The sequence below is a fragment of the Brevundimonas sp. genome (assembly GCF_031412435.1).
Classification (GTDB): domain Bacteria; phylum Pseudomonadota; class Alphaproteobacteria; order Caulobacterales; family Caulobacteraceae; genus Brevundimonas.
In genome coordinates this window covers 1-26,807 of record NZ_JANODA010000079.1, presented here as the reverse complement: position 1 = coordinate 26,807, position 26,807 = coordinate 1, and the positions used below count along the sequence as shown (strand labels likewise).

Annotated in this window: 24 protein-coding genes; 12 read left to right on the top strand and 12 right to left on the bottom strand. The window is 68.7% G+C overall.

Features of this window, described 5'->3' with window-relative positions; translation table 11 throughout:
* Genes hisIE through RMO01_RS15090 form a run of 8 tightly spaced genes read right to left on the bottom strand, consistent with a single transcriptional unit; the run spans position 1 to position 6,697 of the window.
* Positions 1–627, bottom strand: coding sequence for a bifunctional phosphoribosyl-AMP cyclohydrolase/phosphoribosyl-ATP diphosphatase HisIE (gene hisIE, locus RMO01_RS15125; RefSeq protein ID WP_309629892.1), 627 nt, complete (start codon positions 625–627; stop codon positions 1–3).
* Complete coding sequence (hisF, locus tag RMO01_RS15120; protein WP_309629891.1) at positions 624–1,391, bottom strand: imidazole glycerol phosphate synthase subunit HisF; 768 nt, start codon at positions 1,389–1,391, stop codon at positions 624–626. The genes hisIE and hisF overlap by 4 nt, the downstream gene beginning before the upstream one ends.
* Positions 1,388–2,152 carry a 1-(5-phosphoribosyl)-5-[(5-phosphoribosylamino)methylideneamino]imidazole-4-carboxamide isomerase gene (gene hisA / locus RMO01_RS15115; protein WP_309629890.1) on the bottom strand — a complete coding sequence of 255 codons (765 nt, stop codon included), beginning with the start codon at positions 2,150–2,152 and terminating at the stop codon, positions 1,388–1,390. Before hisA ends, hisF begins: the two co-directional genes overlap by 4 nt.
* Positions 2,149–2,748 (bottom strand): imidazole glycerol phosphate synthase subunit HisH, encoded by a 600-nt coding sequence (gene hisH / locus RMO01_RS15110; protein ID WP_309629889.1) that lies wholly within the window; start codon positions 2,746–2,748, stop codon positions 2,149–2,151. The genes hisA and hisH overlap by 4 nt, the downstream gene beginning before the upstream one ends.
* Positions 2,745–4,172, bottom strand: coding sequence for an imidazoleglycerol-phosphate dehydratase HisB (hisB, locus tag RMO01_RS15105; protein WP_309629888.1), 1,428 nt, complete (start codon positions 4,170–4,172; stop codon positions 2,745–2,747). The genes hisH and hisB overlap by 4 nt, the downstream gene beginning before the upstream one ends.
* Entirely contained in the window at positions 4,169–5,476 is a 1,308-nt protein-coding gene (gene hisD / locus RMO01_RS15100; protein ID WP_309629887.1) for a histidinol dehydrogenase, read from the bottom strand. Before hisD ends, hisB begins: the two co-directional genes overlap by 4 nt.
* Positions 5,476–6,357 (bottom strand): ATP phosphoribosyltransferase, encoded by an 882-nt coding sequence (gene hisG, locus RMO01_RS15095; protein WP_309629886.1) that lies wholly within the window; start codon positions 6,355–6,357, stop codon positions 5,476–5,478. Before hisG ends, hisD begins: the two co-directional genes overlap by 1 nt.
* 7 nt (positions 6,358–6,364) lie before the next feature.
* The gene (locus RMO01_RS15090; RefSeq protein WP_409013089.1) at positions 6,365–6,697 is read right to left on the bottom strand and encodes a YerC/YecD family TrpR-related protein; all 333 of its coding nucleotides are present in this window, start codon (positions 6,695–6,697) and stop codon (positions 6,365–6,367) included.
* A 270-nt stretch (positions 6,698–6,967) separates the two neighbouring features.
* Here RMO01_RS15090 and RMO01_RS15085 point away from each other — a divergent pair, with 270 nt between their 5' ends.
* From RMO01_RS15085 to RMO01_RS15060, 6 genes are all read left to right on the top strand, one after another.
* A complete protein-coding gene (locus RMO01_RS15085; RefSeq protein ID WP_309629885.1) occupies positions 6,968–8,374 on the top strand; it encodes a circularly permuted type 2 ATP-grasp protein in 1,407 nt (468 codons plus the stop codon).
* Positions 8,375–8,380: 6 nt separating this feature from the next.
* Positions 8,381–9,319: an alpha-E domain-containing protein gene (locus RMO01_RS15080; protein WP_309629884.1), complete on the top strand. Its 939-nt coding sequence runs from the start codon at positions 8,381–8,383 to the stop codon at positions 9,317–9,319.
* Complete coding sequence (locus RMO01_RS15075) at positions 9,319–10,161, top strand: transglutaminase family protein (protein ID WP_309629883.1); 843 nt, start codon at positions 9,319–9,321, stop codon at positions 10,159–10,161. Before RMO01_RS15080 ends, RMO01_RS15075 begins: the two co-directional genes overlap by 1 nt.
* Positions 10,162–10,249: 88 nt before the next feature.
* Positions 10,250–11,026, top strand: a complete 777-nt coding sequence (locus RMO01_RS15070) for a peptidase (RefSeq protein WP_309629882.1) — start codon at positions 10,250–10,252, stop codon at positions 11,024–11,026.
* A gap of 242 nt (positions 11,027–11,268) precedes the next feature.
* Entirely contained in the window at positions 11,269–13,599 is a 2,331-nt protein-coding gene (locus RMO01_RS15065; RefSeq protein ID WP_409013092.1) for a TonB-dependent receptor, read from the top strand.
* Positions 13,600–13,622: 23 nt separating this feature from the next.
* Positions 13,623–14,303, top strand: coding sequence for a Fe2+-dependent dioxygenase (locus RMO01_RS15060; protein ID WP_309629880.1), 681 nt, complete (start codon positions 13,623–13,625; stop codon positions 14,301–14,303).
* 4 nt (positions 14,304–14,307) lie between these two features.
* Here RMO01_RS15060 and RMO01_RS15055 read toward each other — a convergent pair whose 3' ends face one another.
* Positions 14,308–16,341: a TonB-dependent receptor domain-containing protein gene (locus RMO01_RS15055; protein ID WP_309629879.1), complete on the bottom strand. Its 2,034-nt coding sequence runs from the start codon at positions 16,339–16,341 to the stop codon at positions 14,308–14,310.
* Between the two features lie 174 nt (positions 16,342–16,515).
* On the bottom strand, positions 16,516–17,919 hold the full coding sequence (murC, locus tag RMO01_RS15050; RefSeq protein ID WP_309629878.1) for a glutamate ligase domain-containing protein: 1,404 nt from the start codon (positions 17,917–17,919) through the stop codon (positions 16,516–16,518).
* 43 nt (positions 17,920–17,962) lie between these two features.
* On the opposite strand from murC, the gene RMO01_RS15045 reads away from it, so the two are divergent.
* The 6 genes from RMO01_RS15045 to RMO01_RS15020 all read left to right on the top strand — a co-directional run bounded on the left by RMO01_RS15045 (position 17,963) and on the right by RMO01_RS15020 (position 24,206).
* Positions 17,963–18,784 carry an LD-carboxypeptidase gene (locus tag RMO01_RS15045; protein ID WP_309629877.1) on the top strand — a complete coding sequence of 274 codons (822 nt, stop codon included), beginning with the start codon at positions 17,963–17,965 and terminating at the stop codon, positions 18,782–18,784.
* A 67-nt stretch (positions 18,785–18,851) separates the two neighbouring features.
* A complete protein-coding gene (locus RMO01_RS15040; protein ID WP_309629876.1) occupies positions 18,852–19,784 on the top strand; it encodes an alpha/beta hydrolase in 933 nt (310 codons plus the stop codon).
* Positions 19,781–22,369, top strand: coding sequence for a hypothetical protein (locus tag RMO01_RS15035; protein ID WP_309629875.1), 2,589 nt, complete (start codon positions 19,781–19,783; stop codon positions 22,367–22,369). Before RMO01_RS15040 ends, RMO01_RS15035 begins: the two co-directional genes overlap by 4 nt.
* Positions 22,366–23,367 carry a protein-L-isoaspartate O-methyltransferase gene (locus tag RMO01_RS15030; protein ID WP_309629874.1) on the top strand — a complete coding sequence of 334 codons (1,002 nt, stop codon included), beginning with the start codon at positions 22,366–22,368 and terminating at the stop codon, positions 23,365–23,367. Before RMO01_RS15035 ends, RMO01_RS15030 begins: the two co-directional genes overlap by 4 nt.
* A 4-nt stretch (positions 23,368–23,371) precedes the next feature.
* The gene (locus RMO01_RS15025; RefSeq protein WP_309629873.1) at positions 23,372–23,899 is read left to right on the top strand and encodes an SMI1/KNR4 family protein; all 528 of its coding nucleotides are present in this window, start codon (positions 23,372–23,374) and stop codon (positions 23,897–23,899) included.
* Positions 23,900–23,987: 88 nt separating this feature from the next.
* On the top strand, positions 23,988–24,206 hold the full coding sequence (locus tag RMO01_RS15020; protein ID WP_309629872.1) for a DUF5961 family protein: 219 nt from the start codon (positions 23,988–23,990) through the stop codon (positions 24,204–24,206).
* Between the two features lie 246 nt (positions 24,207–24,452).
* On the opposite strand, the gene metB is transcribed toward RMO01_RS15020, so the two are convergent.
* Together metB and RMO01_RS15010 are read right to left on the bottom strand one after the other, a co-directional pair.
* Positions 24,453–25,643: a cystathionine gamma-synthase gene (gene metB / locus RMO01_RS15015; RefSeq protein WP_309629871.1), complete on the bottom strand. Its 1,191-nt coding sequence runs from the start codon at positions 25,641–25,643 to the stop codon at positions 24,453–24,455.
* Positions 25,640–26,686 carry a homoserine O-succinyltransferase gene (locus tag RMO01_RS15010; protein WP_309629870.1) on the bottom strand — a complete coding sequence of 349 codons (1,047 nt, stop codon included), beginning with the start codon at positions 26,684–26,686 and terminating at the stop codon, positions 25,640–25,642. The genes metB and RMO01_RS15010 overlap by 4 nt, the downstream gene beginning before the upstream one ends.
* Between the last annotated feature and the right edge of the window lie 121 nt (positions 26,687–26,807).

The window sequence follows — 26,807 nt, the reverse complement described above, 5'->3', positions numbered from 1 at the left end:
TCAGTCCGTGTGTGTGGCCGGTCGCGCCCGGGACGCCAACACGTCCAGAACGTCCTGAAACGACATTTGACGCGACCGTAACAGGACCAGCAGATGATAGATCAAATCCGCGGCCTCGGATGCGAGTTCCTCATCGGGACCTGCCGCGCCGGCCAGAGCGGTCTCCACGCCCTCCTCGCCGACCTTCTGCGCCGCCCGCTTCGGACCCTGGGCCAGAAGTTTGGCGGTCCAGCTCGACTCCGGATCGGCGTTCGCCCGCTCGGCGATGGTGGCCTCCAGACGCGCGATCCGACCCAGACCCGGCGCGTCGCCATCGCCGAAACAGCTGGTCGTGCCCAAGTGACAGGCCGGCCCCATCGGCCGCACCGCCAGCACCAGGGCATCCCCGTCGCAGTCGGGCGTGATCGAAACGACGGTCAGCCGGTTTCCGCTCGTCTCGCCCTTCCGCCACCGCCCGCCGCGCGAGCGCGAGAAGAAGGTCGCCTCGCCGCTCTGGATGGTCTCCTCCAGAGCCGCCCGGTCCATATAGGCCAGCGTCAGCACCTGCAGGGTGTCGGCGTCCTGCACCACAGCGGGGATCAGGCCGCCGCCCTTCGCGAAATCCAGTTCATCCGGGTTCACAGTCATTGTCTCACCTCCACTCCGGACGCCGCCAGAAAGGCTTTCAGGTCCGGCACCGCGATCTGGCCCGAGTGGAACACGCTGGCCGCCAGGGCGCCGGAGACGTTCGCCCGGTCGAACACATCCAGGAAATGCGACGCCGCCCCTGCGCCGCCGGACGCCACCAGCGGGATGGTCAGGCGCGAACGCGCATCGGCCAGTTGCGCCGTGTCATAGCCCTTGCGCACCCCGTCCTGATCGATGCAGTTCAGCACGATCTCGCCGGCGCCGCGTTCCTGGGCCTCGACGATCCAGTCCATCGTCCGGCGTCCAGCGAGGCGCCGCGCATCGGGATCGCCCGTGTATTTGTGCACGACGTAGTCGTCGTCGTCGCGCCGGCTATCGACCCCGACGACGACGCATTGCGACCCCAGCCGCTCAGCCATTTCGGAGATCAGTTCGGGCCGTTCCAGCGCCGGGGAGTTGATCGAGACCTTGTCCGCCCCGTTGTCGAGACAGGCCGCCGCCTGATCCACGCTGCGGATCCCGCCCGCCACGCAGAACGGAATGTCGAGCAGTCGGGCGATATCCCGCACCCAGCCGTAGTCCAGCGTCCGCCCCTCAGGCGAGGCGGTGATGTCGTAGAAGACCAGTTCGTCCGCCCCCTCGTCGCGATAGCGCGCGGCGAGTTCCGAGGCGTCGCCCATATCGACATGGCCCTCGAACCTGACGCCCTTTACGACGCGGCCGTCCTTCACGTCCAGGCAGGGGATGATGCGTCGGGCCGTCATGCGCCCAACGCCGTCGAGGGGTTGGCTTGAGAAACGCTCTCGATGGCCTGTCGCGCCGTGAACCGGCCCTCGTAGATCGCGCGCCCGACGATGGCGCCGTCGCAGCCGATAGCCCTGGCCGCCAGGATGTCCTCGATCGAGGAGACGCCGCCCGACGCCTGCACCTTCAGCTCCGGCCGGCGTCGCAGCACCTCGGCCAGCAGTTCCAGGTTCGGTCCCGTCAGCGCCCCGTCCCGACCCACGTCGGTGACGAGCACATGTTTCAGGGCGCCGACCGGATAGCGATCCAGCGCCGCCCACAGGTCGACGCCCGCAGCCTCGGTCCACCCCTTCAACGCCGGCACCGGAACGCCGTCCGCTCCGACCTTCACGTCGAACGCGAGTGTGATCCGCTCGGGGCTGAAATGCTCCAGCCACCCCGCCACGACCACGGGGTTGCTGACCGCCAGAGAACCGACCACGACCCGTGACACCCCGCCCCCCAGCAGGGCCTCGACATCGTCGATGTCGCGGATTCCGCCGCCTGACTGGATCTTTACGTCGATGCTGCGGGCCAGTTCGCCGATCAGTTCATGCTGCCTGGCGCGGCCGGCTTCGGCTCCGTCCAGATCGACGACATGGACCCAGGTCGCGCCCTCGGCGACGAAGGCCGCCAGCCGCGCGGCCGGGACCTGATCATACTCGGTCACCTGATCGAACCGGCCGTGCATCAGCCGCACGCAGACGCCGTTCCGCAGATCGATGGCGGGATAGACGATCATGCGTCGAGCTCCAGGAAGTTCTTCAGTATGCGCGCGCCGGCCTTGGCCGAACGCTCAGGGTGAAACTGACAGCCCCAGCGATTGCCCGTCCTGACCATCGCAGGCACTGCCGCTCCGTAGTTCGCACAGGCGATCGTCGCGTCGGTGTCGGGGCAGACGTAGCTGTGCACGAAGTAGGCGTAGTCACCGTCGTTCACGCCTTCCAGCAGCGGGTCGTCGCCCAGGGCGTTCAACTGAGACCAGCCCATGTGCGGCACCGGCAGATCATCTCGCACCGGCATTCGGGTCACGCGCCCGGGAATGAACCCGAGCATCATCGCGCCGCCGTTCTCCTCGCTCTCGGCGAACAGCAACTGCTGGCCAAGACACAACCCCAGCAACGGCCGCTCGAAGCTCTTGATGATGCCGGTCAGGCCCAGGGCCCCCATCCGCTCCATGGCGTAACCCGCCGCGCCGACGCCCGGGAGGACGACTCGCTCGGCGTCGGCGATCACGGCGGCATCCGAGGTCACGACGACATCGGCGCCCAGCCGCTCCAGCGCGAACTGGACCGAGGCGGTGTTGCCGGCGCCGAGGTGGACGATGGCGACGGTCACAGGACCCCCTTGGTGCTCGGCACCGCATCGCCCTCGATGCGGATCGCCTGTCGCAGCGCGCGGCCGAAGCCCTTGTAGACGGCCTCGGTCTTGTGGTGATCGTCGTCGCCGGTGACCGAGATATGCACCGCCGCCCCCATGGCCTCGGCCAGAGAACGGAAGACGTGGGCCGTCAGGTCGGTGCGGTATTCGCCGATAAAGGGCGTCGCGAACGTCCCCTCGAACAGCGGATAGGGCCGGCCCGACAGGTCGATGGCGACGTTCGCCTGGGCCTCGTCCATGGCCAGCACGAAGCCGTAGCGGGCGATGCCGCGCCGTTCCCCCAGCGCCTGCTTCAGCGCCTGTCCGAGCGCAATGGCGCTGTCCTCGATCGTGTGGTGCGGATCGGTGTGCAGGTCGCCCTCGCATTGCAGCCGCAGGGAAAACCCGCCGTGGGCCGCCACCTGCTCCAGCATATGGTCGAAGAAGCCGACGCCGGTCTCGATCTTGATCGGCCCGGTCGCGTCGAGGTCGACGGCGCAGACGATGCGCGTCTCTTTCGTGTCGCGCACGGCCTGCCCGGTACGGTGAGCCCGCGCACTGGACGGCGCCAGCCCGAGGGCGGTCAGCAGCCGATCATTGACCTCGGTCTTGATCGAGATCGGCAGGCGGACGCGGTCGCCGGACCGGTCGGCCGCAATGCCGTATTTCGCGAGGTCGCTCAGGGTCGCTTCTATCTCCGAGGGCCGCACCATCAGGATCGGCCCGACGCCGGCCTCGACCACCATGATCCGGCCGATCTCGCGGACCAGCCGCTCGCGCTCCCGCCGCACGCCCGCGATCCGCTCGGCCGTCTCGATCATCCGCGACGGGTCCAGCGCCTGCATCGCCAGCCGCACCAGAGGCTCGGGCAGGGCATACAGCTCGATCACTTCGGCCAGCCTCGCCAGCGTCTGCGCCTGACCCAGCGCCGCCCCGACCCGCGCCCCGGCCAGACCATAGGCCAGCGACAGGCTGCGCAGCACGACCAGATTGGCGTGGTCCGCGATCAGGGTCGCCGCCGACGGCGCATCGGCGAACTCGACCAGTCCCTCGTCCACGACCAGCAGGGCGGGCGCGACCCGTTCGGCCATCTCGGCCACGGCCTCGGGCGAGCCCAGAGCCCGGATGACCACCGCCGCCCGCTCGTCGTCGCCGGCGCGGTAGATTCGCGACAACCCCGCATAGGGTTCGGCGTCGGGAGCCTCGACCGACCGGCCGTCGCGCGCCGCGAGGCGCCACACCAGCTCCAGCCCGTGCGTCAGGCCGCGCACCGCCAGCACCCGATCGGCCGCGACGCCATAGATCTGCGCCATCCGCGCCTGCAGCGCCGACGCCTCGCCGGGATAGTTCTCCAGCCCGTCGCCGCCGGCGGCGAGGGGAGGATAGGGGGCAGGCAGGGTCATCCCACACTCCTCAGATCCGCCGCCCGGGCGTGGGCCTCCAGCCCTTCCAGCCGCGCCAGCCGCGCCGCGATGGGGCCGAGCCTTTCGGCGCCGGCCTCGGTCACCGTCTGGACCGACATCGAGGTCATGAAACTGGCGGTGGTGATGCCGCCCAGGGTCCGCGCCCCGCCGTCGGTCGGCAGGACGTGGCTGGGCCCCGCTGCATAGTCGCCCAGCGTCTCGGCCGCCCAGCGCCCGACGAAGACCGCGCCCGCCGCGCGGATCGACCCCACCAGCGCCTCGGCGTTCTCCGTCTGGATCGCGAGGTGTTCGGGTCCGTAGAGATTGGACACCACACAGGCCTCGGCCATGTCCGCCACCAGAACGGCCCGGGCCTCGGCCAGAGACGCCCGCGCGATCGCTTCCCGGGGCAGGGTCGAAACCTGGTCCTCGACCGCCTCAAGCACGGCGTCGATCACCGCGGCCCGGTCAGCGACCAGCACGACCTGGGCGTCCGCATCGTGTTCGGCCTGGCTCAGCAGGTCGGCGGCGACCAGTTCGGGATCGCAGTCCCGATCCGCGATGACGAGCAGTTCCGACGGCCCCGCAGGCATATCCGCGCTCGGTCCGCCGGGCAGGGACGACGCATAGCGCTTGGCCTCAGCCACATAGGCGTTGCCCGGTCCGAACAGCTTGTCGCAGGCCGGGATCTCGCCGTCGTCCAGCGTCACGCCGAAGGTCATCGCCGCGATCGCCTGCGCCCCGCCCAGAAGCCACAGGGCGTCGAGCCCAGCCTCTGCGGCGGCGAGGATCATCGCAGGATGGGCCGTTCCGTCCTTCGACGGCGGCGTCACGGCGACGCGGGTGGTGACGCCGGCGACGCCTGCGGGTATGGCCAGCATCAACAGGGACGAGAACAGCGGCGCCGTGCCGCCGGGCACATACAATCCCGCCGCGCCGATCGGCCGCCACACGATCCGCGAGGTCACGCCGGGCGTCGTCTCGATCAGCCTTGAGTCTTCCGGAATCGTCGCCTGGTGGAAGACCCGTACGTTCTCCGCCGCGACCCGCAGCGCTCGCGTATCGGCCGGGGGAAGAGCGTTGCGCGCCTCTGCCACCACCGCGTCCGTGATGGCGATGCGCCGGGGCGGGGCGCCGTCCAGCTTGATCGCCCATTCGGTCACGGCCGCGCCGCCGCGCGCCTGCACGTCGTCGAAGATCGCGCGCACCACGTCGCCCACGCTCGTTTCCGAACGCCTTTTCGGCCGGGCCAGGGCGTCCTTTCGCCCCGCCGCATCCAGCGATGACCAGTCGATCCGTCTCATCACATCATCTTCTCGATGGGCAGGACCAGGATGGCCGAGGCGCCCGCGCGTTTGAGCTTCTCCAGCGTCTCCCAGAAGACTGCTTCCTGACAGACGGCGTGAACCGCCACCGCATCGTCGCGCCCCATCAGCGGCATGACCGTCGGCGCGCCCGCGCCCGGCAGGATGGCCGTGATCTCGTCGAGCGCGGAGCGCGGGGCGTTCAGCATCACGTATTTGGCGCCTTGAGAGGACACCACGCCCGCCATCCGCTCGATGATCGAATCCAGCAGGTGCTGCAGGCCGGGCTCGGGCGCGACCGGCGACTGGATCAGCACGGCCTGGCTCTCGAACACCGTTTCCTTGGCGATCAGGCCATTGGCCTCCAGCGTCGCGCCGGTGGACACGAGATCACAGATCGCCGCCGCCAGCTTGAGCCGGGGGGCCACCTCGACCGCGCCGCGCATGACGACGGTTTCGGCGCTGATCCCGCGCTCATCCAGATAGCGCTTGAGGATTTTCGGGTAGGAGGTCGCGATCCGCAGCCCCTCCAGAGAGGCCGGCCCGGCGTAGTCGAGAGTCGGCGGACAGGCGAGCTTCAGCGTGCACTTGCCGAAGCCCAGAGGCATGATCACCGACGCATTGGCCCCGCCGTTCTTGCCTTCTTCCAGCACGTTCTCGCCGACAATGCCGAGGTCGCAGACCCCGTCCGCCACGAAGGTCGGGATGTCGTCGTCGCGCACCCGCAAGAGGTCGATCGGATAGTTCTCGACCCTGTAGAGCAGGTCGTTGGCGCCCTTCACGACGCGCAGGCCTGCGTCGCGCACGAGGTCGAGGCTGCGGTCGGCCAGGCGGCCGGATTTTTGCACGGCGATGCGAAGTCGCCCCTGTACGGTACTCATCTTGGGGTCAGGCTTTCTTGTTCGTTCGGTCCAGCACCAGGCGGTAGCCCTGATGCGGCATTTCTTTCAGGAACCGCGCGACGCGCACGACGGTGGTCGGGCTGGCGCCGGCCTCGTGGGCGATCTCACGATAGGATTTGGTCTTCTGGTCCAGCAGCCGCGCCACGGCCCAGCGCTCGGCGAAGGCCCGCAGTTCCGCAGGCGTGCAGAGGTCGTTCAGAAACGCGTCCAGCTCGTCCCGTGACGTCAGCGACAGCAGGGCGTCGTAGAGCGCGACCCGGTCCGCCGCCTGGCGTTCGGGCGCGAGCGGCGCGGGGTTCATGGGGACGATCTCGGACATGTGCGCGTTCCACTATGCTGTAACAGTGGAACGGTCAAGGCGCGTGTTCGGCCATAGCCACCCTGCATCCCCGCGTCTGTGCGATCTCGACCAGGCCTTGCTGGCAAAACTTGCCCAGATGATTCGGGATGTCGTGACTCGACGGGGTGCAAAGCCAGAAAACCTGTTCTGCACCGCAACAAAACTGTTGCGTATCGGTTGTCGCCCGGTCCACGCTGCCCATTCACTAAAGTGGCCACAAGCGCGGGAGCGACCGTCACGTTCGACGAAATGTCAGGCCACGCCGGATCGACAGAGGTCCGAAAAAGCTACCGGACGCTCGCCCGGTGGCTCGAAAGCGCGCCGGCCGATCTGCTTCAGGCCCGGTCGCGTCAGGCGGAGCTGTTCTTCCGCCGCATGGGCGTGACCTTCGCCGTCTACGGCGATCTGGAATCGAACGAGCGCCTGATCCCCTTCGACGTCGTGCCGCGGATCATCGGCAAGTCCGAGTGGGACGAGCTCGAAAAGGGGCTGAAGCAGCGCGTCAGCGCCATCAACGCCTTCCTGAAGGACATCTACGGCCCCCAGGACTGCATCAAGGCCGGCATCGTCCCGGCCGAACTGATCTTCACCAACCCCCACTACCGTCCCGAGATGCAGGGTCGCCGGCCACCGGGCGACATCTGGACCCACATCTGCGGCGTCGACCTCGTCCGCACGGGCGAGGACGGGTTCGTGGTGCTGGAGGACAACTGCCGCACGCCCTCGGGAGTCTCCTACATGCTGGAGAACCGCGAGATGATGATGCGGTTGTTCCCCGACCTGTTCGCCGAGCACCGCATCCGCCCGGTCGAGACCTATACGGACATGCTGCTGGCCTCGCTGCGCGCCAGCGCCCCGGAGAGCGCCGGGGCCGATCCGAACATCGTCGTCCTGACGCCCGGCCCGTTCAATTCGGCATACTACGAACACAGCTTCCTGGCCGACAAGCTGGGGGTCGAGCTGGTCGAGGGCGGGGACCTGTTCGTCAACGACGACATCGTCTTCATGCGCACGACCGAAGGCCCCAAGCGCGTCGACGTCATCTATCGCCGCGTCGACGACGACTGGATTGATCCGCTGACCTTCCGCCCGGACTCGACCGTCGGCGTGCCCGGCCTCATGGCGGCCTACACCGCCGGCAATGTCACCCTGTCGAATGCGGTGGGCACCGGCGTCGCGGACGACAAGGCCGTCTACACCTACATGCCCGAGATCATCCGGTTCTTCTCCGGCGGCGACCCGATCCTCGGCAATGTCCCGACCTGGCGCTGCCGGGAGCCGGACGCGCTAAGGGAGGTGCTCGACAAGCTGCCCGAGCTGGTCGTCAAGGAAGTCGGCGGTTCCGGCGGCTACGGCATGCTCGTCGGCCCGGCCTCGACAAAGGCCGAGATCGAGGCCTTTCGCGCGAAACTGATCGCCGACCCCGACGACTTCATCGCCCAGCCGACCCTGGCCCTGTCGACCGCTCCGACACTGGACAGCGGCGGCGGCCTGTCGCCCCGCCACGTCGATCTGCGCCCCTTCGTTCTGTCCAGCCCGGCCGGCATCCGCGTCGCACCCGGCGGCCTGACGCGCGTCGCGCTGAAACAGGGCTCGCTGGTCGTGAATTCCAGCCAGGGCGGCGGCACGAAAGACACCTGGGTGCTGGATGACTGATCGCCCATGCTGAGCCGCACCGCAGAAAGCCTGTACTGGACCGGCCGCTATATGGAGCGCGCCGACTTCCTCGCGCGCATCCTTGAGGCCGCCGTGCGACTGGCCGCGCTCCCCGCGCGCGACGGCGCCGCCGCCACCGCCTGGGCCAGCGCCATCGCCTCGGCCGGCGTGTCGCGCCAGTTCGCGGCCAGCGCCCGCACCCCGTCCGAGAAGTCGGTCCGCGAATATCTCGCCTTCGCGCCCGACAACCCCAGTTCCATCCGAGCCTGCATCACGGCCGCCCGCACCAACGCCCGCTCGGTGCGCACCGCCCTGACCATCGAGCTCTGGGAAGCCATCAACGGCGCCTGGAACGGGCTCAACGAGTTCGGCGAACCCAGCAAGCGCGACGACTTCGTCCGCTATCTGGAGTGGGTGAAGAACGTCAGCCTGGCCGTCGAGGGCGCCTCGTCGCGGACCATGTTGCGTAATGATGCGTACTGGTTCCTGCGGCTCGGCATGGCGATCGAGCGGGCCGACAACACCGCCCGCCTGCTGGACGTCAAATACCACCTGCTGCTCCCGGCCGGCGAACGCGTCGGCGGCCAGCTCGACTATTTCCAGTGGACCACCCTGCTGCGCGAAGTGTCCGCCCTGACCGCCTACCGCTGGGTCTATCGGGAGTCTGTGCGCCCGTGGCTGGTCGCCGACCTGATGGTCCTGAACCGCCAGATGCCGCGGTCCCTGGCCAGCTGTCAGGGGATGATCGTCTCCTACCTCGACCGGCTGGCCACCGACTACGGCCGTCGTGGTCCGGCCCAGCGCATCGCCTCGGCTCGTCTGACCCGCTTCAACGAGACCAATATCGAAGAGATTTTCCAGTCGGGCCTGCACGAATACATCCTGTCGTTCCTGAGCGAGAACAACGCCCTGGCCGCCGCCATCCAAGACCAGTACCTCGTCTGATGCGTATCCGGATCGATCACGAAACCCGCTACGCCTATGACCGCGCCGCCCGGTTCATCGTCCAGGTCCTGCGCCTGACGCCGCGATCGACCGAGGGCCAGCAGGTCCGCGACTGGCGGATCGAGACCGATGTCGACGCCCACCTGCGTCGCTCCGAGGACGCCTTCGGCAACATCGTCCACACCCTCTATACCGAGCGCCCGACCGAGAGCCTGATGGTGCGGGTGACGGGCGAGGTGGCTACGGTCAACACTGGCGGCGTCCTGCGCGGCTCGCCCGAGCGGCTGTCGCCCCTGGTCTTCCTGCGCGACACGACCCTGACCCATGCCGACGGAGCCTTGCGCCAGCTCGCCGGCGAGGTGGGGGAGGAGGGCGATACGCTCGCCCGCCTGCATCGGCTGATGGCCGCGATCCATGAGCAGGTCGCCTTCATGGTCGGCTCGACGACCGCCGACCATACGGCCGCCGACGCCTGGGCCCAGCGCCAGGGCGTCTGTCAGGACCATGCCCAGATCTTCATCTCGGCGGCCCGCCGCATGGGCATCCCGGCCCGCTACATTTCCGGCCACCTCCACCGCACCGACGGGATCGAGAACCAGGACGCCGCCCACGCCTGGGCCGAGGCCTGGGTCGAGGATCTGGGCTGGGTCGGCTTCGACGCCGCCAACGGCATCAGCCCCACCGAACACTATGTCCGTGTCGCCTGCGGTCTCGACGCCCTGGGCGCCTCACCGATCCGGGGCACAAGCTACGGCGGCGGGCGCGAGACCATGACGGTGGCCCTGCGTGTGCGCCAGATGCAACAGACCCAGCAGCAACAGCAGTCGCAGGGCTGGTCATGAACGCTGTTAACCTCGTCTTGATTGCTGAATCTGTTAACGTGACTGTTCCAGTCGGATGGAGGCCCCCGCGCGGGGCCGGTCTTTCTCTATGACTTACTGCGTCGGCATGATGGTGGATGAGGGTCTGGCGATGATCGCCGACACCCGCACGAACGCCGGTGTGGACAACATTTCCTCGTACAAGAAACTGCACGTCACCGAGATCAGCGGCGACCGCGTCATCTCCATCGCTACCGCCGGCAACCTGTCGGTGACCCAGACGGCCTTGGCCATGCTGGCCGAGGGTGTGCGCATGCCCGGTCACGACGTGCCGGAAACCCTGGAAACGGCGCCGACCCTGTTCCGTGCGGCCCAGCTGGTCGGCTACTGCCTCAACCAGGTGCGCCAGGACCTGCAGCCGACGGTGGCCGCCGACGCCCTGAAGGTCACGGCTTCCATGCTGCTGGGCGGCCAGGTCAAGGGCGGCAAGATGGGTCTCTATTTGATCTACGCCCAGGGCAATTTCATTGAGTGCGGGACCGACACCCCCTATCTCCAGATCGGCGAGCTGAAGTACGGTAAGCCCATCCTGGACCGGGCGCTCCGCCCCGAGACCCCGATGTCCGAGGCGGTCAAGCTGGGGCTGATCAGCTTCGATTCGACCATCCGCTCCAACATCGCCGTCGGCCCGCCGTTCGACATGATCGTCATCCCGCGCAACGCCCTGCACGGCGACCAGCGCCGCATCGAGGCCGACGACCCCTATTTCAGGGATCTCGGCCGCCGCTGGTCCGAAGCCCTCGCCCAGGCTCACCGCAACATGCCGGATCCGCCGTGGATGGAGCCGGTTTCCGCCGCGCGTCCCAGTATCTCGGTGGTGGGGTAAGCGACTTCCCTTTCATGGAGGAAGAGGGCTTGAGGCCCGCGGAGCGATAGCGATGCGTCTTGGCCGAAAGGGTGAGGGGCGTGGCTTGCGAATGAAACTGCGAGCAATTCGCAAATTGGCTTGCTCGCTCCGGCTGAGCTGCTATTGCGACCGCATCGCAGTTTCAACACCGGATCGCCGCATTGTCTCTCCCCAACGCCAACGCTCTCCGCGCCCTCCTCAGCGCCTCGACCGCAGCCGGAATGCTGTGCGCCGCGCCCGCCTTCGCCGCCGAGCCTGAGGTCGTCGTCACCGCTGATCCGGCGACCGACGCCCAGCAGGCCCAGACCTCCACACTGGAAACCGTCGACGTCGAGGGCCGCCGCGTCCGCCGTGAACCGGCTTCGACGGAATTCGTCGCCCCCCTGGTCGATACCCCGCGCGCCGTCACGATCATCCCCCGCCAGATCATTGAACAGACCGGCGCGACCTCGCTCCAGGACATCCTGCGCACCTCGCCCGGCATCACCTTCGGCGCGGGCGAGGGCGGCCAGCCCCTGGCCGACCGTCCCTTCATCCGCGGTCAGTCGTCGGGCAACAACATCTTCGTCGACGGCATCCGGGACACCGGAGGCCAGCAGCGCGAGGTCTTCAACCTTGAGCAGGTCGAGGTCATCAGGGGGCCGGACTCGGTCTATTCCGGCCGCGGCTCGGGCGGCGGTTCGATCAACCTGGGCTCCAAGTCGGCCAAGCTGACCGATTTCACCAATGTCTCGCTGGGCGGCGGAACCGACGCCTATCTGCGCGGCACGATCGACCAGAACTGGCGGATCGACGACACCACCGGCTTCCGCATCAACCTGATGGGCGCATCGGGCGACGTGGCCGGGCGCGATGCGGTCGACTACGACAAATGGGGGCTGGGCCTCTCGCTGGTCGCGGGGATCGGTACGAACACCACCGCCACCGCCAGCTACTACCATCTGACGTCGAACCAGATGCCCGACTACGGGATTCCTCTCTTCACCAAGACCGGGGTTCGCACGACCGAAAGCGGCGTGCTGGATGTTCCGTTCGACGCCTTCTACGGCCTTGAGGCGCGGGATTACCTGACCAACGAGGTCGACAGCTTCACCCTGGCGTTCGAACACCGGTTCAGCGACACCCTGTCGCTGCGTAACGTGACCCGCTACGCCATGACGCTGAACGACTACATCGTCACCAACCCGGGTGACGGCGGCGCGGCCCAGACCATCGGTGGCGTCTCCTATATGAAGCGGGGCACGAAGTCGCGCTGGAACCCGGCCGACACCCTGGCCAACGTGACGGACCTGAGCGGCAGCTTCCTGACCGGAGGCGTCAAGCACAGCTTCAACCTGGGCGCCGAGTTCACCCAGGAGATCAACCGCAACGCCAGCTATTCGGTCTACGGAACGACGACCTCGGCCTGCCCGGCGGGCTTCGTGATCTCAGCGGCGACACTCGCCTCGGTCGGCGCGGGGGACTGCACCCCGACGTTCAACCCGAACCCGGGCGATCCCTGGAGCGGCGTGATCAACCGCAGCCCGACCTCGCGGACCGAGACGCGGACCGCCGCCGTCTCCGCGTTCGACAGCATCGCCCTGAGCGACCGGTTCATCATCAACCTGGGCGTCCGCTGGGACAGCCATACGACCGAGGGCGTCACGGTGAACGCGACCCAGGCGCGGGGCGTGTGGACGATCAACCCGCAGTTTCCCGCCCCCGGCAGCACCGTGCTTCCCGGCGTCGTGGTTCTCCGGGAACAGACCTGGGACTTCGTCAACTATCAGATCGGCGGCGTGTTCAAGCCGACCGAAGACACCAGCATCTACGCCTCCTGGTCGACCTCCTCGACGCCGCCGACCATTTCGAGCGGCGACCAGAACGGCGCGGGCGGCACCGGCACGGGCAGCCTGTCGACCACCGTCCTCGATCCCGAGGATACCGAGAGCCTTGAGATCGGCGCCAAGGCCAATCTGTTCGACGATCGGCTGGCGCTGAGCGCCGCCGCCTTCCACCTGACCCGCAAGAACGCCGCCCTCCTCGCCGGGCCCGGACCTACCGATTTCGCCCAGGTCGGCGAGATCGAGGTCCAGGGCGTCGAACTGGGCATCTCCGGCAACATCACCCGGGCCTGGCAGGTGTTCGGCGGCTATACCTACATGGACTCCGAACTGGTGAAGGGGGCTGTGACCTTCCCCGTCGCGGGCGGCCCGGCCGTGCCCAGCCTTTTCGAAGGTGACGAACTGGCCAATACGCCGAAGCATAGCGCCAGCCTGTTCACCACCTATCGGGTCATGCCCCCGCTCAGCGTCGGCGGCGGGGTCTACTACGTGTCCGACAGCCTGGGCGGCAACCAGGGCGGCGCCGGCGGCGGCGCCAACCGCATCTACGCCCCGGCCTACACCCGCGTGGACCTGTTCGCCTCCTACGACCTGACCGATCGGGCGACCCTGCAACTGAACGTGCAGAATGCGGGCGATGAGGCCTATATCATCCGCACCAACGGAGTTCACCACGCCGACCCGGCGCCGGCCCGCTCGGCCACCCTGGCGCTGAACATCCGCTTCTAGACGACGCTCAGGAGACCCCGTCCTTGCTGCTGCACATCCCTGAAGTCTTCAGCAAGGACGAGGTCGCCCGTCTGCGTGCGATCCTCGACGCCGGTCCCTGGACCGACGGCAACGTCACCTCGGGCCACCAGTCGGCCCGGGCCAAGAACAACGCCCAGCTGCCAGAGGATTCACCCCAGGCGCGGGAGGTCGGCGCCTTGATTGCACAGGCGCTGAACGCCAATCCGATGTTCGTTTCGGCGGCCCTTCCGCACACGGTCTTCCCCCCGTTGTTCAACCGCTACGAGGGCGGCCAGGCCTTCGCGGCCCATGTCGACAATGCGATCCGCGTCCACCCGTCGGGCCTGCGCATCCGCTCCGACCTGTCGGCGACCCTCTTTCTGTCGGAGCCCTCCGACTATGACGGCGGCGAACTGACCATCGACGACGCCTACGGCCCTCAGACAGTCAAACTGCCGGCCGGAGACATGGTCCTCTATCCGTCGAAGAGCCTGCACCGGGTCACGCCCGTCACCCGCGGCGCCCGCGTCTCGTCCTTCTTCTGGCTCCAGAGCCTGGTCCGCGACGACGCCGCGCGCGAGACCCTGTTCCAGCTCGATATCGCGACCCAGCGCGTCGCGGTTGACAAGGGGCCGACCGACCAGGCCGTCCTCGAACTGACCGGCGTCTATCACAACCTTCTGCGTCGCTGGTCCGAGGTCTGACGGCCTACCAGCTCAGCGTCAGACCCGCCCGCACGGTCCGGGGCGGCCCGTAGCCCGCCACCCCGTCACCGGTCTCGGAGACCTCGACTTCGGCGTCGAACAGGTTGTCCGCAGCGAGCCAGGCGATCATCCCGGTCCGCACCTCGAACTCGGCCCGTGCATCCATCGTCGTCGCCGCCTCCAGAACGCGGCTGTTCAGGTCGTCCTCGAACCGCGCGCCCTCGTACCGGACCCGTCCGACCAGTGTCAGCCGATCCGCGGCTCGCCAGTCCACCCCCGCCGACACGCTCCACTCCGGCGCCTGGGCCGGCCGCAGGCCTGTCAGCTGCGGCGCCGACGCCCCGCCGTCGACCTCCGCATCGGTCCAGGACAGGGCGCCATCAAAGGTCAGCCGCTCCCCGACCTGATGTCTGGCCGTCAGCTCGACACCGGTCGCCGCGATCGTCCCCGCGTTCTGGCGCTGCCTCAACACCCCGCCCGCCGGGACGAAACCCGCCCTCGGGAAGGTCCCCGGACCGAAGCCGATGGTGACATTGACGATGGCGTCCTGGATCCGGTTCCAGAAGACCGTTCCGCCCACGGACGTTGTATCGGTTTCCCAGTTCAGCCCCGCCTCGACGCCCTGCAGCTCTTCGGGCACGAGCGCGGCGTTCGCCTCGGTCAGGTCGTTGCCGACCCGGAACGGCCGGTGCAACTCGTTCAGCGTCGCCGGCCGGAACCCCGAATAGGCCGCCGCGCGCGCCGCCAGACCGCCGCCGAGATCGCGTCGTGCCGCCAGCCTCGCACTGACCACCTCGCCCGACCGATCCGGATCGCTCTCGTCCAGCGTCGGCAATCCGGTCGCCAGATCGCGCTCGATCCGCCGCCCGTTGGCATTCTCCCAGCCGTCGAGCCGCAAACCGCCCGCGACCAGCCACGGCCCGGCCGCCCACGACGCCTCGCCATAGGCGCCCATGACCGAGGTTTCGCCGCCCGCCACCCGGTCCCGGGTGAAGGCGCCGGCCCCGGCGACGGACATGTAGCGGAACAGCTCGCGGGTCTCGCCCTCGTTGAAGCGCGCGTCGGCGCCCAGCTCCCACTCCAGCAGCCCGCCGCCCAGATCGACCGCAACCCGTCGCAAGGCGACATTGGCGCCCCAGCCCTCGGCCGGGGTCGCGAACTGGTTGTTGGCCGGCGTCGTCGATCCGCGTCCCGCCGCCACCGCCACGGAGGTGTTGGTGAAGTCGCTCATCCGCCGCCACACCTGCGCCCGCCAGCCCGGCCGATCGGCCGAAGGCGTGCGGGACAGGGTCGCCGCATAGCTCTGGCCCGTCGCCGAAGATCGCGCCCCGGCCAGACCCGACCCGCGATCCTCCTCATAGGCAGAGGCCCGCAGCGACAGGGCCGTCGCATCGGCCAGCGCCACATCGGCCCGCACCGATCCGCTCAACGTCGCCAGATCCAGCGGCGTATCGGCCGCCCCGGCCGCCGCGCCCCGCACCGGCACGTATCCGTCGCTCAGCTCCCGCTGCACCGCCCCCGTCAACGCGAACCGCCCGGCGCCCAGCGTCCTCGCGGCGGCCAGCCTGCGTCCGCCATACTCCCCGCCCGACACGTCCAGCGCCCCGCCGTCCGTGTCCCGCTCGCGCAGCTGGATCACCCCTGTCAGGGCCCCCGCCCCATAGGGACCGGCCCCGGCGCCCCGAACGATATCCAGACCCGACAGGCTTTCCGGCGCCACCTGGGACCATAGCACCCAGCCGCCGAACGGATCGTTCAGCGGCGCCCCGTCCAGCGTCACCAGCGTCCGCCCGGCCCCCGACGGCGCAATGGCCCTCAGCGAGATTCCCTGTGTCGTCGGATTAGCCGCCAGGCTTGACGTGCGCCGGAACAGACTGACCGCCGGAACGGTCTGCAAGGCTTCGTCGATCCGGCTCGCCCGGCCCAGCACCCGCTCGTCCAGCCGGATCACGGAAAAGGCGGCGTCCCCGGCGGCGGGCGGCAGCCGCGCGGCGGTGACGACGATGTCGGGAAGGTCGGCGGGGAGGTCTTGAAGCATGCTGACCGAATACTCCACTTCGCCCGAGGTTCACCCGCGTCAAATCCTCCCCCGTCGGGGAAGGTGGCGCGGCGCGGCTTCGCGACATGACGGAGGGGGGCAGCCGCGCGCACGGTGTCTGAGGTCAGCCCCCTCCACCGCGAAGACGCGGTCCCCCTCCCCGATGGGGGAGGACTAAAGCCGTTCCAGCAATTCCACTGCGAAGCTCGAAAGCGTGTCGTCCCGCGCCCCCATGACGATGATCCGGTCGCCCGGCCTGGCCAGTTCCACGATCCGGTCGCCGCAGGCCGCGCGGTCGTGCAGGGCCTCGGCGTTCCGACCCTCTGCCCGGACGCCCGAAGCGATGTCCTCCGACCCCACGCTGCGATCCGTCGTGCCGCCGTAATAGACGGGCTCCGGCATCAGCAGGACGTCGTCGGGTTTCAGCAATCCGGCGAAGGTCTCGATGAACTCGCGCTTCATCAGCTTCAACGGTCCGAACCCGTGCGGCTGGAACAGGATCAACAGACGCCCGTCGAAGGCGTGCAGCGTCTTCATCGTGGCTGCGATCTTGTCCGGGTTGTGGGCGAAGTCATCCAGGACCGTGATCCCGTTCGCCGCGCCCACGACTTCCATCCGCCTCTTGATCCCGGCGAAGGTCTCGAGCGACCTGACCGCCTGCTCCAGCGGCACGCCCAGCGCCCGCACCGCGCCCAGGGCCGCCAGGGCGTTGGCGACATTGTGTGCGCCGGGCACGTTCAGGGTCGCGGCGATCCGCGTACCGCTGGACCGCTCCGTCAGGTCGAAGGTCATGCCGGCGGGCAGGGACTTGAGGTCATGTGCGGCATAGTCCGCCGCCTCATTGCCCAGGGCGAAGGTCAGGACCGCATCCGCCCGTCCGTCGTCCACCATCGTCTGCGCCAGCGCCGCCGTCTCGACGTTGTCGAGGTTCAGCACCGCCGTCCGCGCCCGGCCCGTAAAGCCGCCGAACAGGTCGCGCAGTTCCTCCATCGACTTGTGGTCCAGCGAGATGTTCGACACCACCGCCACCGTCGGATCGTACCGCGCGATGGAGCCGTCCGACTCGTCCACCTCCGCCACGAACAGGTCCGCGCCCCCGACGAGGGCGCTGGCGAACGGATGATCCGCGTCAGCGAAGTTCCGCATCACCGCCCCATTCATCACGGTCGGCTCCTGCTTCGCCTGATGCAGAACCCAGGCGATCATGCCCGTGATCGTCGACTTGCCGCTGGTCCCCGCCACGCCCACCGACTTCGGCGCCGCATTGAAGATCTGCGACAGCAACTGCGGCCGGGTCACGATCTCCGCACCCACGCGCCTGGCCGCCCCGATGTCCGGCACCGTGTCCTCGACCGCGCCGGTCGCGACGACCGTCTGGTCCGCCCGCACGCCCGATCCATCCTGCGGATGCAGCACGACGCCGTGGCGCGTGAGCCATTCGAATTTCTCCGGCGTCCGGCCCTGGTCCAGCGCCCGGTCCGAGCCCTCGATCGCCGCGCCCTGCGCCTGAACGATCATGGCCAGGGGCAGCATGCCCGACCCGCCGATGCCGCAGAAGAAATAGGATGGTTCGCTCATGGTCCGGTGACTAAAGAGGAGAAGCCGGGGAGGGAACACAAGAATGAAGATCGGGGTCGTCGCCGTCTCGTCACGCTTCGCCCGCGAACGCGGCGAAGCCATCCAGGCCTGGTTCGACCTGCAGTTCCCGAGCGGCGAGGTCACCGTCGCCTTCCACCCCAACAGCTTCGACAAGTCCGGCCATTTCGCCGGCGACGACGCCGCCCGCGCCGACGCCTTCGTGGAGTTCGCCAACGACCCGCGTCTCGACCACATCTGGTTCGCCCGCGGCGGCTATGGCTCCTGCCGTATCGCCGAGGCCGTCGTGCCCCGCCTGACCGACGTGGCCCGGACCAAGCGATACCTCGGCTATTCCGACGCCGGCTCACTGCTGGCCATCCTCTACAAGAACGGCTTTCAGGTCGCTCACGGACCGATGGCCTCCGACGGCGTGCGCAACGACCCGACCGGCTTCCGCTCCCTGAACTGGCTGCGCAAGGGCGAGACCGAGGGGCTGGAGCCGTCGCTGGCGACCGACCCCCGCCCGGCCGTCGCCTTCAACCTGACCGTCCTCGACCAGTTGCTTGGCACGCCGCTGGAGCCCGACCTGACCGGCCACGTCCTGATGCTGGAAGACGTGTCCGAGGCCGCCTACCGGATCGACCGGATGATGTTCCACCTGACCAGCCAGCCCTCGATCCGCCGCGTCGCCGGCATCCGCGCCGGCCGTTTCACCGACGTCACGGTCAACGAGCCCGACTTCGGCCTGACCGGCGAACAGATCGTCCAGTTCTGGTGCGAGCGGTCGGGCATTCCGTATCTCGGCCCCGCCGACATCGCCCACGACCGCGACAACAAGGTCGTGCCGTTCGGGCCACGCTCTTAACCCTATCGCTCCCGTTGCCGGCGAACCCTGTCGACAACGAACTCTGGTGTGCGTCACATGCCGCCCGATGGGGCGTAACGGACTTCTGACCCTGCCGGCATGGACACGGGCGGCCATGGTCGGCGTGCTGGGCGGAGCCGTTATCGCGAGTGCGACGACCGTATCGGGGGGTACGGTCGAGGCGGAAAGCCGCAGCTTCATCACTTCCGACGGGGCCCGCCTCCACTATCTGGAGGCGGGTCCTAGCGGGGCCCGGACCGTGGTCTTCGTGCCCGGCTGGACCATGCCCGCCTGGATCTTCGAGGCCCAGATCGAGGCCCTGGACGACCGCTATCACGTCCTCGCCCTCGACCCGCGCGGCCAGGGCGAGAGCGAGGTCACCCGTTTCGGCTATACCCACGAGCGTCGCGGCCGCGACATCGGCGAACTCGTCGACCATGCCGCAGAGGGCCCGGTCGTGCTGGTCGGCTGGTCCCTCGGCGTGCTCGACAGCCTGGCCTGGGTCGCCGACGGCGGCGCCGACCGGATTGCCGGTCTGGTCCTGATCGACAACTCCATCGGCGAGGCGCCGGCGCCCCGTCCGGCATCGACTCCACCGCGTTCGGCCGCCCCGCCGCCCGAGCCCACGCCGCAGGAACGCCGCGAGCGCCGGGCCGCCTTCGTCGCCTCCATGTTCGCCCATGATCCGGGCACGGACTATCGCACGCGCCTGACCGATCAGGCCCTGCGCATGAGCGTCGAAGACGAGCGTCGCCTGCTGGCCTATGACGTGCCGCGTGAAGACTGGCGGGCCGCCGTCCACTCGACCCACCGTCCGGTCCTCTATGTCGTCCGGCCGCGCTGGCGCGAGCAGGGCGAAAACCTCGTCCGCACCCATCCGGACGCCTCCATGACCGTCTTCGAGGACGCAGGCCACGCCCTGTTCGTCGATGAGCCGGAGCGGTTCAACGCCCTGTTGCTGGACTTCCTCGACACCCGGGTGGCGAGGACGGTCCATTGACCGCCGCCCCCGATCTCGCGGGCAAGACCCGCGCGGCCCTGATCCCGCTGTTCCTGATCGCCATGGGGGTGGTCGGGATCGAGAACGCCCTGACCCGCTATTTCGCCGTCGCGAAATGGTCGGAGTACGGCTACTGGATCATCTCCATCGTCATGGCCGGGTTCGCGCTCTCGGGCGTCGTGGTGGCCCTGTTCCGCGACAGTGTCGCCCGGCACGGGGTCATCCTGCGGACCATCCTGCCCGCGGCGATGGTGATCGCCGCGGCGGTCGGATACCAGCAGGTCACGGCCAATCCGTTCAACCCGCTGCAGCTCCAGAACCCGACCACCTGGCCCGACCAGGTGAAGAACATCGGCCTCTACTACGCAGCCCTCCTGCCGTTCTTCTTCCTCGCCGGCCTCTACATCAGCCTGATCTTCGTCCTGAACCACCGGGAGATCGGCCGGGTCTACGGCTACGACCTGATCGGCGCAGGGCTCGGCGCGGCCCTGGCCCTGGGGCTGATGTTCGTCGTCCACCCCTTCCTGCTGGCCCCCGTCCTGCTGATCCCGCTGGCGCTTGCCCCGGTGTTCCAGCCGGGCCGTTTCCGCGGGCTGGGCATCGGGCTCGCCGGGGCCGCGCTGATCGGGGGCGAGGCCATCCTGTTCCTCGGCGCGCCTCCGGCCTTCTCCGAGTTCAAGGCCATCTACGCCCCGCTCAACACCCCGGGCTCCGCCGTCGTCGCCGAGATCCGCCAGCCGCGCGGCCACTATCTTCTGCTCGAGAATTTCACCGAGCGGGTCGACGCCGACGTCTCCAACAACGCCGGCCTGATGGGGATCGCCGGTCCGCCCTCGACCTATGGCCTGTATCGCGACGGCAACCGCATCGCCTCCCTGCCGAAGGCCGGGCCCCTCGACGCCGCCTACGCCCCCAGCGCCCTCAGCGCGGGTCCTTATGCGCTGCGTCAGTCGCCCACCGTCCTGCTCGTCGGCCTGTCCGGCGGCTACCGGGTGGCGGAGGCCCTGACGCTCGGCGCCGCCCGGGTCGATGGTGTCGAGGGCGAGCCTGTCCTGCGACACGCCCTCGCCGCCGGTCTGGGCCCGTCGCCGGCACTCGCCGACGACGCCCGGGTGACCCTGCTGGACGGCGGCCCCATCGCCGCCGCCTGGCGTGCGGGTCCGAACGCCTATGACATCATCGACGTCTCCGCCGACTTCGTGGATGCCGCCCCCGCCAATGTCACGGGCGTCACCGAAGAGGCCCTGGCCGCCTATCTCGCCGCGCTCAAGCCCGGCGGCGCCGTGTCGATCTCCGTCTCCATTCGCGACTTCCCCGTCTATGCCCTGCGCGTCCTCTCGACCGCTCGCGAGGCCCTGTTGGCCCAGGGGATCGGCGATCCGTCCGCCCACGTCCTGATCTACCGTTCCGCCTGGAACGCCCGCATCCTGATCAGCCCGACGGCCTGGTCGGCCGCAGACGTGGCCGCGCTCCAGGCATGGTGCGCCGCCCGGTCGTTCGACGTCTCCTGGCGTCCGGGCATGGATGTCGTCGCCGCCCGCGCCACCCTGTTCAACGACCTGCCCAGCGTCTCGTTCGAGACGGGCCAGATGACCTCGAACGGTCCCGACGACGCCATCGCCAACGAGGTCGCCGCCGTCCTCGCCGGCCGTCCGAGCCCGTCGTCGACAGCCTTCCACGTCCGCCCCGCGACGCTGGATCGCCCCGCCTTCTATTCGTCCCTGCGCCTCGAACACCTCGACACCTTGATCAAGCGCCTCGAGGTCCTGCCCCAGGCCGAGATCGGCGCCCTGGTGAACATCGCCGTCCTGGGCCAGGCCATTGTCATCGCCCTTCTGGTGCTGGCCGCCCCCGCCCTGTTCCGCCGCCGCGCGGGCGGGGCGAAGGAGAAGACGAAGCTCTGGCCCGCCCTCTATTTCCCGGCCCTGGGCCTCGGCTTCCTGCTGGTCGAGATCTTCCTGATCGACAAGGCGGCCTTCTATCTGAACGACTATTCGTCGGCCTTCGCCCTGGTCCTGACGGCCATGCTGATCTTCTCGGGCCTCGGCAGTATGATCGCCGGCCAGTGCGCCCGCCTGCCCAAGGTCGCCTCCCTGATCGGTCTGATCCTGGTCCTCGGCTGGATCGGCGCCATGCTGGTCGGCGCCGAGGACTTCATGATGCGCACCCTCGACCAGCCCTGGGCCGTGAAGGCCGGACTGGTGGTCCTCGCCGCGGCGCCCGTGTCGCTGGCGCTGGGCCTGCCCTTCCCGCTCGGCCTCATCCAGGTCGGCGACGGCCGGGCATTGCCCTGGGCCTGGGGGCTGAACGGCGCATTCTCCGTCGTCGCCACGCCGCTGGCCAATCTGATGAGCCGCGATGTCGGCTTCTCGTCCCTGCTGATCGTCGCGGCCGGCCTCTATGCGCTGGCCTTCCTCGTCCTGCCGGTCGCGGCGGCGGTGCGAAAGCCCGTTCCGGTGTTCGAGCCCGCCGTCCCGACCAATCCCTTCGCCGACCTGCCCGAACCCGAGCCCGCCCGCCTTGACCCCTTCCCGGAGCAGACTGGCCCGGGCCAGCCTGTCCAGAGCCAGACGAGCCCCGCATGACCCCTGATCGCATGATGTTGGACCGCCGCACCCTGCTGACCGCCGCCGGCGCCGCGACCCTGACCGGGCTCGCCGCCTGCGACGAAAACACGATGAAGTCCGTCCAGGCCCGCCTCAATCCGACCCAGGCGGCGGGCGGGGCAGGGGGCGCGGCGCCCGCGGCCCCGACCGCGGCCGCCGCGGGTGAAGCCTCGGCCGTTTCCGCGACCGTCCGTATGCCGACGGAGCCCTGGACCTTCGCCCGCTTCAACGCCGCGATGTCGGCGTCCGGACGTCCCCACGCGATCACAGAGGCCCAGTTCGCGGAGATCCAGGCCCGCAAGCCCGCCGCCATCGAACGCATCAGGACCTATCTCGACGGCCGTTTCGGGGCCCACGATCCGAACGTGATCCAGGCCTTCGAAAGCCTGCCGCGCGAGTATTTCCACTACGCCTACGCTTCGGACGCCTCGACCGCCTACCAGGCCTATGAAGAGAACCCCAAGCCCTGGGCCATCGGCCACGGTTCGGTCCTGTCCGACTATCTGGGTCAGGCCTATATGACCCAGCTGGCGGCCCCGAAACCGACCGATGTGACGCTGGAGATCGGCACCGGATCGGGCTTCCAGTCATCCCTCCTCAGCCGCGTCGTCCGCGACAGCTACACGATCGAGATCATCCAGCCGATCGGCGAGGCGGTCGGCAAGATCTGGGCCCCGCTCGGCTACGACAACGTCCACGGCCGGGTCGGCGACGGCTATTTCGGCTGGCCCGAGGTGACCGAGGGTTTCGACACCATCATGCTGACCTGCGTCGCCCAGTACGCCCCGCCCGAGCTGTTCCGCCAGCTCAAGCCGGGCGGCAAGCTGATCATCCCGATCGGCCAACCCTTCCGCCGCGGCCAGGTCCTCTATGTCTACACCAAGGACGCCGACGGCCGGGTCCGCAGCCGCCGCGACGTGGGGGTCTTCTTCATCCCCATGACGGGCGCGATGCAGACGCAGGCTCGGCCTGCGTAACTGCATGACTGGGCTGACTTGGACGCGCGGTTACTCACTGGCCGAGCTCGAGAGAGCGCAGGCACTGTTTGGGCTGACCTTCCCTCCCGACCTGATCGACCTCTTGCGTGATCGTCGTCCGGTCGATGGTCCGGATTGGAATGACGAGAACACGATACGCTCTCTGCTGGCCTGGCCATTCGAGGGCCTACTCTTCGGCGTCGAAGAGAACGGGCTTTGGTGGCTTGAGTGGGGAGGGCGCCCTGACCGGGCGGAAGAGCGCGCCGAAGTTCTGAGAGGCGTTGTCGGCCGCGCGCCGCGCCTCATACCAATCTTCCGCCACCGCTGCTTGCCCGCCACCCCAAGCGAGGCCGGAAATCCCGTCTTCTCTGTCTACCAGTCAGACGTGATCCACTACGGCGCGGACCTCGATGACTACATTGACCGGGAAGAGAATGGCTGGGCTGACAGGCCGTGGCCTGAAACGGTTCGCGAGATCGATTTCTGGTCGGAACTCGTCCGGCGCAACGAGGATCGACCGGTGCAGATCTGATGAGTCGTCCACAGCCCGCGTAACGCCGATTGAATCCATTTCGCGGTTGAGGCGTTCAGGAGTCGGACAGCAACGCCAGGAGCGCGAAATGCCCCAAGCCGCCCGTTACGTCGCACACACCGATTCCGGCCATTGCCACATCCTTGAGGCCCGCAGCTTCGAGGACGCGGCTCTCCATTTTGCGGAGGCCCATGCCCCGTGGGCCGAGGACGACGAACTTCGCGTCATGGTCCAGGCCGAGGACGGCGGCCCCGAGCACTGCTTCGTCGTCCACCTCCATGCCGAGGCGGTCGAGGCCTGCGCCTAGGCTCTCATTCGCCCGGGCGCAGGGGATTAGGCCGAGAAGAATTTATTCTCCACACCGGTCTTGCGTCGGCTCGATGCTGCCACCAAGTCCCGATCGGGTCTTTGAAACCGTCAGATCGCGCCGCCCCACCCTGTTTGGAGCCGGTAGAGTGGCGCGGATCGAATTGCCAACCCGCTGATTTCGTTCAGGTCGATCCCGACTCTGTCGACTCTGTAGACTCTATTTTCGAGTCGCGCCCAGACCCGCTCAGGCCGCCTCCGCCCGCACCTCCGCCAGCGCATCCAGCGCCTGCACCAGATCCGCGGTCAGGTCGTCCTCGTGCTCCAGCCCGACCGACAGCCGCAGCAGTCCGTCGGTGATGCCGGCGACGACGCGAGCCTCGGGCGTCATGGCGGCGTGGGTCATGGTCGCCGGGTGGGCGATCAGGCTTTCGACCCCGCCCAGCGACTCGGCCAGGGTGAAGGTCTCCAGCGTCTCGACCAGCTGACGTACGGCCTCGACCCCGCCGGCCAGTTCGAAGCTGAGCATGGCGCCCGGCCCCTGCTGCTGACGCGCGGCCAGGGCGTGGTTCGGATGCGACTTCAGACCCGGATAGTGGACGACGGACACCGCCGGGTGGGCTTCCAGCAGCTCCGCGAGCTTGCCCGCCGTCGTCTGTTGCCGCTCGATCCGCGCAAAGAGGGTCCGAACCCCGCGCAGGGTCAGATAGGCGTCGAATGGCGAGCCGGTGACGCCCAGACAGTTGGCCCACCAGGCCAGCTCCGCATGATCCGCCGGATCGGCCGCGATCACCGCCCCGCCGACCACGTCGGAGTGGCCGTTGATGTATTTCGTCGTCGAATGGACGACGATATCGGCGCCCAGCTCGATCGGCCGCTGCAGGGCGGGCGACAGGAAGGTGTTGTCCGCCACCACCTTGGCCCCGACCCGGTGGGCGCGAGTGCAGATGTCGGCGATGTCGACGACGCGCAGCAGGGGGTTCGACGGCGTCTCGACCAGGACCAGTTTCGGGTTCAGGGCCAGGGCGGCGTCCAGTGCGACCGGATCGCCCTGGTCCACCCACAGCACCTCGAAATGCCCCTTCCTCGCCCGGGCGCACAGCAGGCGGTGGGTCCCGCCGTAACAGTCGTGCGGCGCGATCAGCAGGTCGCCGGGCTCCAGCAGAGACAGCGGCAGATCGACCGCCGCCATCCCCGTCGCCGTGACCACGCAGCCGGCGCCGCCTTCCAGCTCCGCCAGGGTCTCGGCCAGGACGTCACGCGTCGGATTGCCCGAGCGGGAGTAGTCGTATTTCCGCTTCTGCTCGAAACCCGCGAACGAATAGTTCGAGGACAGATACAGCGGCGGCATGACTGAACCGTGGGCCGTGTCCGTATCGACACCGGAGCGGGCGCAGGTGGTGCGGACGTCGTGCGGGCGTTTGGTCGAGCCAGTCATTGGTCGATCTCCTTGAGCGCGGAACGGAGGATGCCGGCGACCGCCTCGTCCTCCTTCAGAAAGGCGTCGTGGCCGAACAGGGACGGAGCCTCGACCAGCCGCCACAGGGTCGGCAGCCGGGCGGCCAGTTCGCGGATGTCGTCGATCGGGACCAGCCGGTCGGAGGTGAATCCGACCAGGGTCACGGGCGTCTTGATGGCCTCTGGCGTGACGTCGTGGCGGTCGATCGAGTCCGACAACGACAGCCACCGCGCCGGGGTGGTGTGGGTCCGGTAGGCCTTGCCCCGCGCGGTCAGGTATTCGCAGACGGGATAGGCCTGGCCCGCCGATGCGGGGGCCTCGGTCTCGAACCGCTCGGCGAACTCCTCAGCCGTCCGATAGGTGGTCATGGCCAGTTCGCGGGCCAGGGCGACGCCGTCCTCGGGCCGTCCTGCGGCCTCGGCCAATTGCAGGATGCGGCGCTGGATGCCGCGCCAGGCGGTCGCCTGCGGATGGGCGCGATGGGCGGCGGAGACGACGATCAACTGCTCGACCCGCTCGGGGAACAGCTCGCCGAACGCCAGGGCGATCATCCCGCCATAGGAGCAGCCGACGAAGGCCGAGACTACGGAAGCGCCGATCTCGTCGAGGATCAGCCCCAGCAGCCGGGCCTGATCATGGGTGGTGATGGTGACCGGCTTCGAACCGTCGGCGGCCTCCGGGGCATAGTCGAAGGCCAGGACCTGGAAGCGGCTCAGGTCGATCGGACCCCGGATCGACACCGCGCCGGACCACCAGCCCAAGCCATTGGTCTCGGTCCGGTGCACGAACCGCCCGGCAGAGATACCGCCGGCCACGACTACCAGCGGCGCCCCGGCCCGGCCGTGCAGCCGCCCGACGATCTTCCGTTGGCCCAGCCGCTCGCCGGACTGGAGGCGGAAGTCGGCCGGGATATCGACGGCGATATCGACCGCGCCGCCGCCCTTGCGGGCGAGGATCGCAGCCGAACGCGCCGTCGGAGGACAGAGAGGTTCTGCTGAAAGGGTCTGGGTGTCGAAGGCCATGGCGTCGTCTGCATCGTCCCGCCCAGCAAGGCTCCGGATGCGATGACAGATCGTGGAGACGTCGCCTCGTCGACGCTCCACTCATCTCTCGCGGAAGGTCCGAAAACCGTCCTCGCAGGAG

Coding starts and splice junctions, on each gene's coding strand:
- hisIE (WP_309629892.1), bottom strand. CDS start 627: ATGACTGTGAACCCGGATGAACTGGATTTCGCGAAGGGCGGCGGCCTG.
- hisF (WP_309629891.1), bottom strand. CDS start 1,391: ATGACGGCCCGACGCATCATCCCCTGCCTGGACGTGAAGGACGGCCGC.
- hisA (WP_309629890.1), bottom strand. CDS start 2,152: ATGATCGTCTATCCCGCCATCGATCTGCGGAACGGCGTCTGCGTGCGG.
- hisB (WP_309629888.1), bottom strand. CDS start 4,172: ATGACCCTGCCTGCCCCCTATCCTCCCCTCGCCGCCGGCGGCGACGGG.
- hisD (WP_309629887.1), bottom strand. CDS start 5,476: ATGAGACGGATCGACTGGTCATCGCTGGATGCGGCGGGGCGAAAGGAC.
- hisG (WP_309629886.1), bottom strand. CDS start 6,357: ATGAGTACCGTACAGGGGCGACTTCGCATCGCCGTGCAAAAATCCGGC.
- RMO01_RS15090 (WP_409013089.1), bottom strand. CDS start 6,697: ATGTCCGAGATCGTCCCCATGAACCCCGCGCCGCTCGCGCCCGAACGC.
- RMO01_RS15085 (WP_309629885.1), top strand. CDS start 6,968: ATGTCAGGCCACGCCGGATCGACAGAGGTCCGAAAAAGCTACCGGACG.
- RMO01_RS15080 (WP_309629884.1), top strand. CDS start 8,381: ATGCTGAGCCGCACCGCAGAAAGCCTGTACTGGACCGGCCGCTATATG.
- RMO01_RS15075 (WP_309629883.1), top strand. CDS start 9,319: ATGCGTATCCGGATCGATCACGAAACCCGCTACGCCTATGACCGCGCC.
- RMO01_RS15070 (WP_309629882.1), top strand. CDS start 10,250: ATGACTTACTGCGTCGGCATGATGGTGGATGAGGGTCTGGCGATGATC.
- RMO01_RS15065 (WP_409013092.1), top strand. CDS start 11,269: ATGCTGTGCGCCGCGCCCGCCTTCGCCGCCGAGCCTGAGGTCGTCGTC.
- RMO01_RS15055 (WP_309629879.1), bottom strand. CDS start 16,341: ATGCTTCAAGACCTCCCCGCCGACCTTCCCGACATCGTCGTCACCGCC.
- murC (WP_309629878.1), bottom strand. CDS start 17,919: ATGAGCGAACCATCCTATTTCTTCTGCGGCATCGGCGGGTCGGGCATG.
- RMO01_RS15045 (WP_309629877.1), top strand. CDS start 17,963: ATGAAGATCGGGGTCGTCGCCGTCTCGTCACGCTTCGCCCGCGAACGC.
- RMO01_RS15040 (WP_309629876.1), top strand. CDS start 18,852: ATGGGGCGTAACGGACTTCTGACCCTGCCGGCATGGACACGGGCGGCC.
- RMO01_RS15030 (WP_309629874.1), top strand. CDS start 22,366: ATGACCCCTGATCGCATGATGTTGGACCGCCGCACCCTGCTGACCGCC.
- RMO01_RS15025 (WP_309629873.1), top strand. CDS start 23,372: ATGACTGGGCTGACTTGGACGCGCGGTTACTCACTGGCCGAGCTCGAG.
- RMO01_RS15020 (WP_309629872.1), top strand. CDS start 23,988: ATGCCCCAAGCCGCCCGTTACGTCGCACACACCGATTCCGGCCATTGC.
- metB (WP_309629871.1), bottom strand. CDS start 25,643: ATGACTGGCTCGACCAAACGCCCGCACGACGTCCGCACCACCTGCGCC.
- RMO01_RS15010 (WP_309629870.1), bottom strand. CDS start 26,686: ATGGCCTTCGACACCCAGACCCTTTCAGCAGAACCTCTCTGTCCTCCG.